We start from the raw sequence: 13741 nt of genomic DNA, 5'->3' as shown, positions 1-13741 counted from the left end.
GCAGTCGTTCAACATGAAACTATACGACAACCGAGCCTGGTTCCTGGTTCTTCCTGCGCTGGTCATCGTGACCCTCGTCGGAATCCTGCCCCTCATCGCCGTCACCAACTATTCCTTCCAGGACTTGTTCACCCTGAACAATCCTTATTGGGTCGGCGTCGACTGGTATAGGAACATCGTCACTTCGGAGCGCTTCTACGCGAGCCTCGGACGCAGCTTCCTGTTCTCGGTAATCGTGTTGTCGGTCCAGCTTCCGCTCGGCATCTGGATCGCGCTGCTGCTGCAGCGTTCCAACCAGTTCATCGTCAGCACCGTCCTCGTTCTGATCACCGTGCCGCTGGTGGTCCCCTGGAACATGATCCCGGTCATCTGGCTCAACTTCATCAATCCCAATGCCGGTCTCGCCGGCAGACTGCTGACGTGGCTGGGCGTCGGCTTCGATTACAAGTTCAACGCCCTGCACACCTGGATCGTGCTGGTGGTGATGGACACCTGGCACTGGCTGGGGCTGGTCGTCGTGCTCGCCTATGCCGGCATCTCCAGCATTCCGCCGGCCTACTACCAGGCCGCGGCCGTCGACGCCGCGTCGCAATGGCAGGTGTTCCGCTTCATTCAGCTGCCGAAAATGAAGACCGTGCTGTCGATGGCCGTGCTGCTTCGCTTCATGGACAGCTTCATGATCTATATCGAGGCTTTCCGCATCAATGCAGGAGGCCCTGACAGCGCCACCGCCTTTCTCAGCCTCGACCTCGGCGAGGAAATCCTGTCCTTCAACTATGGACCATCAGCGGCCCGCTCGATCGTCTATTTCCTGATCGTGCTGGCGGTTGCATGGACCTTCAAGGCGGCGACGAGCGCGCGAGCGCCCACCGAGGAGCTCACCACGTGAAGCCGCCGTCATCCTGGGGGCGGATCGCCCTGTTTGCCGTGATCGGGGTCTTCATCCTTGTGCCGCTTGCGCAGACGATCATCACCAGCTTCGTCTCGACGCTGCCGAGAGGTGGAATCGCGGAGGGACATTTCAGTCTCGTCAACTACCAGAACATCCTGCATTCGGCCGCGTTGAAGGACTCGATCGTCAACTCCATCATCTATGTCGTGCTGAACGTCGCGCTGTGCCTCGGCGTCGGACTACCGGCCGCCTATGCATTCGCGCGCTACAACTTCGCCGGCGATCGCCAGCTGTTCTTCCTGCTGCTGGTGTTCCGGATCACGCCGACCGTCGTGCTGTCGCTGCCGATCTTCGTCCTGTTCGCTCAAATTGGCCTTGCAAATACGCCGGTCGGCATTGCGCTAGTCCATTGCGTCTTCAACATTCCGATCTCGATCTGGATCCTGGAGGGCTTCATCTCCGCGGTGCCGCGCGAACTCGACGAGACGGCGTTCCTGGACGGCCATTCGCTGCCGAGCTTTTTCTTTCGCCACCTCATTCCGGCGATTGCGCCCGGCATCGGCGTCGCCGCGTTCTTCTGCTTCATCTTCTCCTGGGTGGAGGTGGTGCTGGCCCGCATCCTGACCACCACCGGTGGCAAGCCGATCACCATGGCCATCAACGGCCTGTTCGGTTTTCGAACCGACTTCGGCCTTGTCATGGCGATGACGGTGCTCGCCGTCGTGCCGGGAATCGCGATGATCTATTTTGTGCGCCATCACCTTGCGAAGGGTTTTGTAATCCGGACGTGACGTCGGGGGCTGGTTCGGGCTCCGCCAGCCCAGCGTCTAACCAATTGAAAGAACTGAATTCTCTCGCCGGCTCGCGATGGACGCGTCCGCTCTCCTTGAAGTTGCGACGCCACCCGTGAGAGACCTCTGTTGCATGCCGTCTTGGCCGAATGCATTTCGCTTCGCCGCCGCCTTCATAGGCCGTCCGTTGACGAGATTGAGGCAAATGATACGATTTAACGGTGCCCGGCTTCGTCGATCGAGCCGGGCGCCGGAATGAAGGCGTGAGGGGCCAGCCCTGTCGTGCCGAACGTCGCACGTGCGTCCTGCCCTTCATGCGTCCCGGACGCGGAAACACAGAAACGGTAACGGCGCGCATTGCCGCATCGGGGCAGTCTTATGGAGGATGAGGCGGAGGACCGGGCGAGCCTGTCATGGCTTGGACCTGAACCCGGCGGCGGCATGGTCTACCGACATGAATCTCTCATCGTTTATGGGCACCGGCTGGGCCCACGGTCCGCAGGTCCTCTGCGACGAAGAAGGGATTCTGCTGTGCCGCACCTCCCGCGAACGCATTGACGGTGAACGGCAGGTTGTGCTGGCCGTCGTTCCGGCCGCCGAGCATCCAAGCCCGCGAAGCCTCGACCGGCTGGCTCACGAATTTGCGCTGAAGGACGAACTGGACGGTGCCTGGGCAGCGAAGCCGCTCGAGCTGCTGCAGGATCACGGCCGCACCATTCTCGTCCTCGAGGATCGCGGCGGCGAGCCTCTGACCTGGCTGACCGACGCGCCCATGGAGACGGGCGATTTCCTGCGTCTCGCAATCCAGATCGCCGCCGCGTTGGGCAAGGTCCATCAACAGGGCCTGGTGCACAAGGATATCAAACCGGCAAATATCCTGGTGAGCCGCAACAATGGCGGCGTGCATCTCACCGGCTTCGGCTTCGCAACGCGGCGCCCGCGCGAACGGCTGTCCGCGGCTGCGCACGAGCAGATCGCCGGTACGTTCGCTTACATGTCTCCCGAGCAGACGGGACGCATGAACCGCTCGATCGACTCCCGGAGCGATCTCTACTCGCTCGGCATCACGCTCTACCAGATGGTCACCGGCTCGCTTCCATTCGCCGCCGATGATCCGATGGAATGGGTGCATTGTCACGTCGCAAGAGAGCCGGAGGCCCCGGCCAAGCGAAGCGGCAACGTGCCCGGCGCGGTGTCCAGGCTGATCATGAAACTGCTCTCCAAGATGGCCGAGGAGCGCTACCAGACCGCGGGCGGCGCCGAGAGAGATCTGCAACGTTGCCTTGCCGAGTGGGAGCTTCGGCGTTGCATCGACGACTTCCCGCTGGGCCGGCACGACACACCGGACCGACTTCTCGTCCCCGAGAAGCTGTACGGAAGGACATCCGAGCGCGAGATGTTGTTCGCCTCGTTCGAACGCATCGTCAAGTCAGGCGTGCCGGAGATTGCGCTGGTCGCTGGATATTCCGGCATCGGCAAGTCTTCCGTCGTCAACGAGCTGCACAAGGTGCTGGTGCCTTCGCACGGCTTGTTCGCTTCGGGCAAATTCGACCAGCACAAACGCGACATCCCCTACGCCACACTCGCCAAGGCATTCCAGGGCCTCGTTCGCCCCCTTCTCGGCCAACGCGAAGCCGTGCTGAACGAGTGGCGCCAGGCCCTGCTCAGCGCGCTTGGCCCGAACGGACAGCTTGTCGTGGATCTAATCCCGGAGCTGAGAGCCGTCATCGGCGAACAACCGCCCGTTCCTGAGCTGCCGCTCCAGCACGCGCAAAGCCGCTTTCACCGCGTAGTCGAGCAGTTCATCAGCGTGTTTGCGCGGGCCGAACATCCCCTGGTGCTGTTCCTCGACGACCTGCAATGGCTCGATATGGCAACGTTCGAGCTGCTCGAGGACATCCTGACCCGATCGGAGCTGAAGCACCTGATGCTGATCGGCGCCTTCAGGGACAACGAGGTTGATTCCACGCATCCCGTCATGCGCATGCGCGAGGCCATCAAGGCGCGGGGGCGACGGGTGGTGGAGATCACGCTCGCACCGCTCGGTCGCAGGCATCTCGGCCAGTTGCTTGCGGACACGCTTCGTTGCGAGCCCAGGCACGCAGCGCCCTTGATCCAGCTCGTGCACGAGAAGACCGCGGGCAACCCGTTCTTCGCCATCCAGTTCATGTTCTCGCTGGTCGACGAAGGCCTGCTTGCCTTCGACCATGGTGCTATCAGCTGGTCCTGGGACCTCGAGCGCATTCACGCCAAGCGGTACACCGACAACGTCATCGACCTCATGCTGGGGAAGCTCACCCGGCTGCCCGCGGTCACGCGCACAGCCCTCCAGCAGATGGCCTGTCTCGGACATATCGCCGAGGTCGCGGTGCTTTCGGTCGTGCTCGGCCTCTCGGACGAGCAGGTCAACGCCGATCTGTGGCCTGCCGTTCGCCAGGAATTCGTAGAGCCGCAGGGCAACACCTACCGCTTCGTCCACGACCGGTTTCAGGAAGCGGCCTATGCGCTGATTCCAGAGGACCAACGGGCGGCGGCGCATCTGCGCATCGGCCGTTTGTTCGCGGCGAGAGCCGCGCCTGAAGCGATCGAGGAACACGTCTTCGAGATCGTCAGCCAGCTCAACCGCGGCACGGCCTTGATCACCGCACCCGACGAGCGCGTCAGGCTGGCGGAACTCAATCTGCTGGCTGGTCGCCGCGCCAAGGCCGCGACAGCCTTCGCCATGGCCCACGCTCACTTCGCCGCCGGCGAAGCCATGCTGCCCCGGGATCGCTGGGAGCAACATTACACACTGAGCTTCGCGCTGGCGCTGCAGCGCGCCGAATGTGAATTCCTGGCAGGCGACCACGCCGCCGCGAACACGCGTCTCGCCGAGCTGGCAAAGCGTGCGGCCACCCTGCCCGATCTCGCGGCAGTGACCCGGCTGCGGATGGAGCCAAGCGATCGCGACGTCGAGACCGCGCTCGATTATCTGCGACGCGTCGGTATCGACTGGTCCGCGCATCCAACGCCGGACGAGGTCCAGGGGGAATATCAGCGGATGTGGCAAGCGATCGGCGACCGTCCGATCGAGGCCCTGCTCGATCTGCCGCAGATGGCTGATCCGGTCGCGCGCGGAACGATGGACGTCCTTACGGTGCTGGTTTCGCCAGCCTGGTACATCGACGAGGGCTTGCGTCGCCTGATCATCGGACGCATGGCCAATCTCAGCCTGCAATACGGCAACTCCGATGCGTCGTGCCTTGCCTACATCGTGCTCGGCACCGTGCTCGGCCCCGACTTCGGCGACTACGCCGCCGGCTATCGTTTTGCCCGGCTCGGCCTCGATCTGGTCGAGACGCGCGGACTGGACCGGTTCAAGGCCCGCGTCTATCTCGGCTTCGGCAGCTGGACGCGAGATGTGAGGACGGGTCGCCCCTGGCTGAAGCGCGCCTTCGACGCCGCGCAGCAAGTCGGCGATGTGAACTATGCGAGCTTCACCCGCCATCATCTCTTGACGCACCTTCTCGCCTGCGGCGATCCCCTTGCCGAAGTGCAACAGGAGGCCGAAGCGGGGCTCGATTTCGCACGCCGGGCGCGCGTCGATCTCGCGGCAGATCGAATTATCGGGCAGTTGCAGCTTACCCGCTCGCTGCGCGGACTTACCGCGAAATTTGGCGGCTTCGATGAAGCCGACTTCAACGAGGCGCAGTTTGAACGTCGTCTCGAGACGGAGCCGTACCTGGAGCAGGCCGGATTCTGGTACTGGACCCGCAAGCTGCAGGCACGCGTGCTTGCAAACGATCCCGCCGCCATCGCCGCCGCAGCAAAGGCCGACAAGCTCTTGTGGACATCGAAAGCCCTGTTCGATCGAATTGACTTTCACTTCTATGCGGCCTTGGCCGAGGCCGCGTTTTGCGAGGTCGCCGCCCCGGGCGAACGTGTCCGGCATCTCGACGCACTGACCCGCCACCACCGCCAGCTTCAGCAACTGGCCGAAATCAGCCCGGAAGATTTCGCCGACCGCGCCGCTCTCATCTCGGCCGAAATCGCGCGCATCGAAGGTCGCGAGCTCGATGCGATGCGATTCTACGACCGGGCGATCGCCGCGGCGCATGCAAACGGCTTTCCTCAGAACGAGGCCATCGCCAACGAACTCGCCGGGCGCTTCTACACGACGCGCGGCTTCGACAAGATTGCCAATGCCTATCTGCGCGATGCCCACTATGGATTTATTCGCTGGGGAGCCGAGCCAAAGGTCAGGCAGCTCGAACACCTCTATCCACGGCTCCACGTCGCCGAAGATACCGGCTCCGGAAGCCGCCTGACCATCCAGCAGATGGACGTCACCACCGTGGTGAAGGCGTCCCAGGCCGTCTCGAGTGAAATCGAGCTGCCGAAGCTGATCGAGACGCTGATGAAGATCGTGCTGCAAAACGCCGGCGCCGATCGCGGCCTGCTGATCTTGTCGCGGCACGACGACTTCCGCATCGAAGCGGAAGGCCAATCCAGGGGCGACGAGTTCACTGTCGCGATGCGTCAGACCCCGCTTTCGACGCCGGATTGTCCGGAGGCTCTGCTGCGCTACGTCATTCGCGCGCAAAAGCCCCTCATCGTCGACGACGCGACGCGGCCCGATCCGCTCTACGGTGACGACTATGTGCGGCGCCGACACCCAAGATCGATGCTTTGCCTCCCACTGCTGAAGCAAGCTAAGCTCATCGGCTTGCTTTATCTCGAGAATACGCTGACGACACACGCCTTCACGCCGGATCGCGTGGCGGTGCTGGACCTGCTCGCGGCACAAGCGGCGATTTCGCTGGAGAACACGCTGCTCTATCGCGATCTCCAGGAGCGCGAAGCACGCATCCGCCGTCTCGTCGATTCCAACATTATCGGCATCCTGTTCTGGGACGGCAACGGCGACGTCAGCTACGCCAACGACGCTTTCCTGAGCATGACCGGATATTCCAGGCAGGACCTGGTCTCGAACGCAATCCGCTGGAACGACATGACCCCGGCGGAGTATCGCGACGGAGACATGCAGCGGATCGAACAGCTCAGGACATCCGGGCAGACCCCCTCGCGGGAAAAGGAGTTCATCAGGAAGGACGGCAGCCGCGTTCCCGTTCTGATCGGATCCGCCTCGCTGGCCGGATCGTCCGATCAATGCGTCTCGTTCGTGCTCGACCTCACGGCGCGGAAGCAGGCCGAGGAGAAATACCGCCTGCTCATGGAACAGGCGCATGACGCGATCCTGGTTCTTGACCAAGGCGGCCGCGTGATCGAGGCAAATCGCACCGCCGGGGTGATGCTGGGGCGGGCTCGGGAGCAGATCATCGGCCTGCCGTTCCGCTCCATCCTCGTCCCTGCGGACGCAACCGAGGTCGCCAGACTGCTGGCGCCGGATTCGACGGGACTGTTGCAGCTTCGCCTGAACGGCCCCGACGACAAGGGCCTCGATGTCGAAATGTCTGCCGCTCACGTCTCGACCGGCGGCCAGGAGCTGATCATCGTGATCGGACGCGACATCAGCCAGCGTCTGCGCCTCGAGCAGCAGTTGCGCCAGGCGCAGAAGATGGACGCGGTCGGCCAGCTCACCGGTGGCGTCGCACATGACTTCAACAACATCCTGACGGTCATCACCGGGACCATCCAGATCCTGATCGACGGGCTTGCGGACCAGCCGGACCTCGTGGCCATTGCACATATGATCGACGACGCCGCCACACGCGGCGCCGATCTGACGATGCAGCTCCTCGCTTTCGCGCGCAGGCAGCCACTTCAACCGCGCAACGTCGACGTCAACAATCTCATTGTCGACACCGCAAAGCTGCTGCGGCCGACGCTGGGCGAGCACATCGAGATCGGCTCCATGCTGCAAGCGGATTGCTGGCATGCGCTGATCGATCCGGGCCAGCTCTCGACCGCCCTGATCAACCTCGCCGTCAATGCACGCGACGCGATGGCCGGCGGAGGCAAGATCTCCTTCGGCACCACGAATGTGAGCTTTGGCCCCGACAATCCGGGCCCGGACAATACGCCCGGCGACTTCGTTCTGGTCACGGTGAGCGATACTGGCTCGGGTATTCCCCGGGCGATCCGGGACAAGATCTTCGAGCCGTTCTTCACGACCAAGGAGCTCGGCAAGGGAACGGGCCTCGGCTTGAGCATGGTGTATGGCTTCATCAAGCAGTCCGGCGGGCATATCAGAATCGACAGCGAAGAAGGGGTGGGAACGACCTTCAGCCTGTACCTGCCGCGCGCGACCCAGGCCGCAGCCTCCGCGCGCGTGGCGACGAAGGGCGAGCTGCAACGCGGCAGTGAAACCATTCTCCTGGTCGAGGACGACGAGCTGGTCCGCAATTATGTCGAAGCCCAGCTGAAGAGCTTCGGCTATCGCACGATCGCGGCCCCCAACGGCCCGGAGGCTCTCGCGCTCGTCGACCAAGGCGCGGCCTTCGATCTGCTCTTCACCGATGTCGTCATGCCCGGCGGGATGAACGGCCGCGAACTTGCCGATGCCGTTCTCCGGCGGCGTCCCGGCGTACCCGTGCTCTATATGTCGGGCTACCCGGAAGCCGCCATGATGCATGACGGTCGGCTCGACCCTGATATCACCCTGCTGAGCAAGCCGTACCGGCCCGCAGATCTGGCGCATGCCATTCGCCAGGTCCTCGAGTCGCGGGGACGTCCCGGCGTCACGCCATAAACAGTCTCCGCTCGCATCCGCCTGAGCCTTGCCATCCTCAGCCTGCCGACAGATGAATCACGTTCCATGACGCCGGCTTGAGCGTCGTCTGCAATCGTCCACCGTCGAAGGACACACTCTGCAGCGGCGCCGGCTTGACCTTGCTTGGCGCGGTTTTGGTATTCGTCGCCTTGAGATCATCATGCCGCAGTTCGAGCCGCTCGCTCACCGTCAGCCGGCCGAAGCTTCTTGCCTCGACGCTCACCTCCATCTCCTGCTTCAGGTCGCGATTGAGCAGAAACAGCGACAGGCCGCCATCCTCTGACGCCACGGCCGCGATCTTCAGGTACGGCACGTTCGGCACGGGAAAGAACTGCTCCTGGGTGCCACGGGGATCGTAATACTGGGAATCGTAGGTTTCGGACTCCGCCTGCGTGCGCAAGACCTTGCCGCGGCCGAAGCGGGTCATGTGCGCGAACGGATAGAAGGTGGTCTGGCGCCAGGCGCCGCCTCCCGTCTCGGTCATGATCGGTGCGATGACGTTGACGAGCTGCGCGAGGCAGGCAACCCTGACTCGATCGGCATGATTGAGCAGGGAAATGCAGGCGCCGCCAAAGGCGAGCGCGTCCTCCATCGTGTAGATTTCCTCGAGGATCGGCGGCGCCACCGGCCAGCCCTCTTTGACCCGGTCGGCGCGGTTGCGGCGGGTTCGGTACCAGACGTTCCATTCATCGAAGCTCAGCATCAGGCGCTTGTTGGAACGCCGCCTGGCCGCCACCGCGTCAGCGATCGCGACGACCTCGTCGATGAAGCTGTCCATCAAATCGGGGCTGGCGAGAAACGAGGCCGTATCCTGCTTGTAATTGTTGAGATAGGTATGAAGCGATATGTACTCGACGTGATCGAAAGTGTGCTCGAGGACCGTGTCCTCCCACTGGCCGAAGGTCGGCATGTTGCGCCCCGATGAGCCGCATGCCGCCAGCTCGATGGTCGGGTCGATCCAGCGCATCATCTTGGCGGCTTCGCGCGCGAGGGCACCGTAGTCGGCGGCGCTCTTGTGCTCCATCTGCCAGGGCCCATCGACCTCGTTGCCGAGGCACCACAGCTTGACGCCGTGCGGCTTGTCCCAGCCATGGCTACGGCGCAGCTCCGACCAGGCCGTGCCGCCCGGATGGTTGCAATATTCGACCAGATTGCGCGCGGCATCGCCGCCGCGGGTGCCGAGATTGACCGCCATCATCGGCGCAACGTCGGCGGCCCTGCACCAGTCCATGAATTCATTGGTGCCAAAGCTGTTCGGCTCGGTACTGAACCAGGCGAGGTCAAGGCGCGCCGGCCTCGTCTCCTGCGGGCCGACGCCGTCCTCCCAATTGTAGCCCGAGACGAAATTACCGCCGGGATATCTGATGAGCGTCGGGCCGAGCTCCTTCACCAGAGCGAGCACGTCCTTCCGAAATCCCCTTTCGTCCGCTGTCGGGTGAGCGGGTTCGTAGATGCCGCCATAGACGCATCGCCCGAGATGCTCGACGAACGCACCGAACAAGCGAGGGTCGGTGTGACCGATGGCGAAGTCGCGGTCGATCAGAACTCTGGCTTTCCTCATGCTCTCCTCTCGGGTGCTCCGGGGCTGAGATCATTCATGCTGGCCGTGACGTTCGGAACGTTGGCGACCTCGGGTAATAGCACGGCTTCGCGCAATTGATGCGTATAGGGATGCCGCGGCGCCCTCAGCACCGCTCTCGCATCACCACTTTCGACGACGCTGCCCTTCTGCATGATCACGATACGATCGCTGATGTAGTAGGCGGTCGCCAGATCGTGCGTGACGTAGATGATCGATATCCCCAGCTCGTCCCGCAACGTCCTGAACAGATTGACGATGGACATGCGCAGGGACGCATCGATCATGGAGACCGGCTCATCCGCCACGACCAATTTCGGCTCGGCCAGCAGCGCCCGCGCAATCGCGACTCGTTGGAGCTGCCCGCCGGACAGCTCGTGCGGGTATCGGCCGCTCACCTCCTTGAGCGACAAACCCACCTTGTGCAGCGCCGCATCGACGGCCGCCACATCCGTGATCTCACTTGCCGTCCCGGCAAATCGGCGTCGCGTCATAAGCAGATACCGCTCGACGCGCTTCAGCGGGTTGAAGGATTCAAACGGATTCTGAAAGATTGGCTGCACCTTGTGCATGAACGCCAGCCGACCGGCACTGCCGCTGATGGCCGCAAGGTCGATGCCGTCGAGCAGCAGCCTGCCGCTGGTCGGTGTTTCCATGTTCAGGATCATCCGGGCAAGGGTCGTCTTGCCGCTGCCGGATTCGCCGATGATCGCCAGGATCTCCGGCCGCCCGGCGGAGAGCTGCACGCTCACCTTGTTCACCGCAACGATCTTCTCCCGCGACAACAGCCCTCCGCGAACGAAGGTTTTGCCGACGTCGATGACATCGAGCAGAAGATCATTCATGTCCTGTCGTCCCATTGACCGCAAAGCATGCAACGCGATGGCCGGCACGCGCTTCACGCATCACGGGAACCTCACGGCTGCAGATCTCGCTTGCGAGCGGACAGCGCGGATGGAAGCGGCAACCCGACGGGGGATCGGCCAGGTTCGGCGGCGCGCCGCCAAGCCCTGCGCGCGGCGCGTTCTCGCCGATGCGCGGAAGGCTCGAGATCAGGTTCTTGGTGTAGGGATGCAGCGGGTTTCGGAAGATCTCCCCGGTCGCGGCCTCCTCCACGAGGCGCCCGGCATACATGATCGCGAGGCGGTCGGTAATATGCGCATGCACGCCCATGTCATGCGTGACGAACAGAACCGACGAGCCGGTCTCGCGCTGAATCCCGCGGATCATGCCGAGCACCTCCTTCTGCACCACCACGTCGAGCGCGGTGGTCGGCTCGTCGGCAATGATAAATCCGGGCCGGCAGATCGTCGCGAGCGCAAGCGCGGCGCGTTGCCGCATCCCGCCCGAGAGCTCGTGTGGAAAGGCTGACAGCACCGAAGGATCGAGTTTGACGCGAGCCAGATGGGCGACCACTTGCTGCTCGAACTGCTTTCGGCTGCCGCCGATATGCGGATAGGCGAAATCCACGAACGAGGACCGGACACGACGCACCGGGTTCAGCACGTTCATTGAACCCTGCATGATGTAGGACAGTCGCCGCCAGCGTATTCGCTCCAATTCCGCTGGCGGTGCACGGTGCAATCCGCCATAGCCGGGCAGGAACGCAAACTCCATGCTTCCGCCGACGATCTCGAGCGGAGGCTTGATCGCACCCGCAATGCTCTTGATCAGTGTGGTCTTGCCGGAGCTCGATTCCCCGGCGAGACCATAGATCTCGCCGCGGCGCACGGCGAAGCTGACACCGTCGACCGCCCGGATGCCGCGCCTGACACCGGCATGGCTGGTCCGATAATGGGCTTGCAGATCGCGAACGACGAGAAGCGGCTGAGCCTCTTGATCCCCGTGCGGCTGCTCGGCGCTCGCGTGCATCACGAAGCCTCTCCCGTGCTCCAGAGGCGGCTTCTCGGATCGAGATGGGCGTTCACCGAGACCGCGAGCAGGAAGAGCCCGATAAACGCCATGATCACCGCGATGGTCGGAAAGGCGATCCACCACCAGATACCCGCAACCATCGCCATATGCTGGTTGGCCCAATAGATCATACCGCCGATCGTCGGGGTGTTGATGTCGGTGAAGCCGAGCACGGCAAGCGTCACCTCGAGCCCGATCGACCACACCATGTTGTTCATGGTCGTGGAGAACAGGATCGGCACGACGTAGGGCAGATGTTCCTCGGTCAGGATCTGCCGCGTGCTCATTCCGGAGAACAAGCTGGTCTGGGTGAATTCGCGCTGCCGCAAGCTCAAGACCACCGAGCGGATCAGCCGCGCATCGTAAGCCCAGCCGAAACAGGCCATGATCAGCGCCAGCATCAGCCACGAGATGCGGTCGCGCATCACGAAATAGAACAGCACCAGGATCGGCAGCAGCGGGATGACGATGAAGGTATCGTTCACGGACATCAAGGCGCGATCGATCCAGCCGCCCTTGTAACCACTGATGAGCCCGACCGCGAGCGCGACCAGGCGGCTGACCAGCGCCACCGTGCCGCCGAACAGCAATGTATTCCGGATGGCGAAGCTCAATTGCCAGAACACGTCCTGCCCGCGCGACGTGGTGCCGAACCAGTATGTCGGCGACGGTGGCAGATCCGGCGGCACCACATAGACGCTGTCAGGCGGGTATGGCGAGAAGCTCGCCAGCACGGACAGCAGCAGGACGAGCGCAACCAGCACGAGCCCGATCCGGAATTCGGCCCTGTAGCGCAGCAAATCGCGGAGAAAGACGCGCATCAGCTGACTTTCACCCGGGGATCGAGCAGCGGGTACAGAAGGTCGATTGCGAGCACGCCAACCGACACGCCGAGGATCGAGATGGTGGTAACACCGAGGACAAGACCGTAGTCGCCGGCATAGACGGCATCGACCAGGAGCGAGCCGAGGCCTGGATAACCGAACACCTTTTCGGTGATCACGGCGCCGTTGAAGATGCCGCCGAGCGACATCGCAAGGCCCGTGACCTGCGGCACGAGCGCGTTGCGCATCACATAGGATGTCAGGATGCGCCAGGACTTCACGCCGGCAAGCTCGGCATAGACGACGTAATCCTCGGCGAGGACATTGGAGACCAGCGAACGCATGCCGAGAAACCAGCTCCCCACACCGATCAGGATCAGCGAGAGCGCCGGCAGGATCGCGTGTTGCAGCACGCTCCAGACGAATTCGGGTGTCAGGGTCTGCGGCAGATTCATCGTCGCCCCACCACTGATCGGCAGCACCGGCCAGATGAAGCCGAACAGGATCAGCAGCAGCATGGCCAGGATGTAATAGGGGATCGGATGAAGGCCCATGGCGATCACTCCCATCAGCTTCAGCCCGCGGCTCTGCCGGTAGTAGCCGGCAAGGCCTCCCAGCAGGTTTCCAAGCACCCAGGCAATGATGGTCGAAACCGTGAGCAGGCCCGCCGTCCACGGCAGCGCACGTCCAATCAGGGTGCCGACGGGCGTTGGAAATGCCGACAGCGAGGGGCCAAAATCGGCGCTCAGGATCCGCTTCCAGAACGTCAGATATTGTTGAACGGGCGTGCCGCCGAGACCATAGAGCTCGCGCAACGAATGTCGCATCCGATCGATCGCTTCAGGCGCGGTGTTGCCGAAGGAAGTCACCGCCGAGATCGATTGCTCGACCGGATCTATCGGCGAAGCATGGGTCACGACATAGGCGATGTTGATGCCGATGAAGACAACGAGCAGGAACTGCGCGAGCCGGCGGCCGACGTAGCCGGCGTACCCGCTCACGGCAGCACCCGGGACTCTCGGCAAGGTC

At 63.1% G+C, this 13741-nt stretch carries 8 protein-coding genes; 3 read left to right on the top strand and 5 right to left on the bottom strand.

The genetic code is table 11. The features are described 5' to 3' along the window. Positions 1 to 13: 13 nt before the first annotated feature. From XH91_RS07640 to XH91_RS07630, 3 genes are all read left to right on the top strand, one after another. A complete protein-coding gene (locus XH91_RS07640; RefSeq protein WP_128954765.1) occupies positions 14 to 889 on the top strand; it encodes a carbohydrate ABC transporter permease in 876 nt (291 codons plus the stop codon). After that, positions 886 to 1683, top strand: coding sequence for a carbohydrate ABC transporter permease (locus tag XH91_RS07635; RefSeq protein ID WP_245470848.1), 798 nt, complete (start codon positions 886 to 888; stop codon positions 1681 to 1683). Before XH91_RS07640 ends, XH91_RS07635 begins: the two co-directional genes overlap by 4 nt. A 454-nt stretch (positions 1684 to 2137) precedes the next feature. Beyond that, entirely contained in the window at positions 2138 to 8374 is a 6237-nt protein-coding gene (locus XH91_RS07630; RefSeq protein ID WP_128950006.1) for an AAA family ATPase, read from the top strand. Between the two features lie 37 nt (positions 8375 to 8411). Here XH91_RS07630 and arfA read toward each other — a convergent pair whose 3' ends face one another. From arfA to XH91_RS07605, 5 genes are read right to left on the bottom strand one after another with little or no spacing between them, the layout of a single operon-like run. Then, on the bottom strand, positions 8412 to 9956 hold the full coding sequence (gene arfA, locus XH91_RS07625) for an arabinosylfuranosidase ArfA (protein WP_128950005.1): 1545 nt from the start codon (positions 9954 to 9956) through the stop codon (positions 8412 to 8414). After that, positions 9953 to 10819, bottom strand: a complete 867-nt coding sequence (locus XH91_RS07620; protein ID WP_128954764.1) for an ABC transporter ATP-binding protein — start codon at positions 10817 to 10819, stop codon at positions 9953 to 9955. The genes arfA and XH91_RS07620 overlap by 4 nt, the downstream gene beginning before the upstream one ends. Continuing rightward, complete coding sequence (locus XH91_RS07615) at positions 10812 to 11846, bottom strand: ABC transporter ATP-binding protein (protein WP_128954763.1); 1035 nt, start codon at positions 11844 to 11846, stop codon at positions 10812 to 10814. The genes XH91_RS07620 and XH91_RS07615 overlap by 8 nt, the downstream gene beginning before the upstream one ends. Continuing rightward, positions 11846 to 12709: an ABC transporter permease gene (locus XH91_RS07610; RefSeq protein ID WP_128950004.1), complete on the bottom strand. Its 864-nt coding sequence runs from the start codon at positions 12707 to 12709 to the stop codon at positions 11846 to 11848. The genes XH91_RS07615 and XH91_RS07610 overlap by 1 nt, the downstream gene beginning before the upstream one ends. Then, positions 12709 to 13713: an ABC transporter permease gene (locus XH91_RS07605; protein ID WP_128950003.1), complete on the bottom strand. Its 1005-nt coding sequence runs from the start codon at positions 13711 to 13713 to the stop codon at positions 12709 to 12711. Before XH91_RS07605 ends, XH91_RS07610 begins: the two co-directional genes overlap by 1 nt. Positions 13714 to 13741 lie beyond the last annotated feature (28 nt).

The organism is Bradyrhizobium guangzhouense (genome assembly GCF_004114955.1).
In the GTDB taxonomy this organism is placed as follows: Bacteria; Pseudomonadota; Alphaproteobacteria; order Rhizobiales; family Xanthobacteraceae; genus Bradyrhizobium; species Bradyrhizobium guangzhouense.
This window is presented reverse-complemented; position numbering and strand designations above follow the sequence as displayed.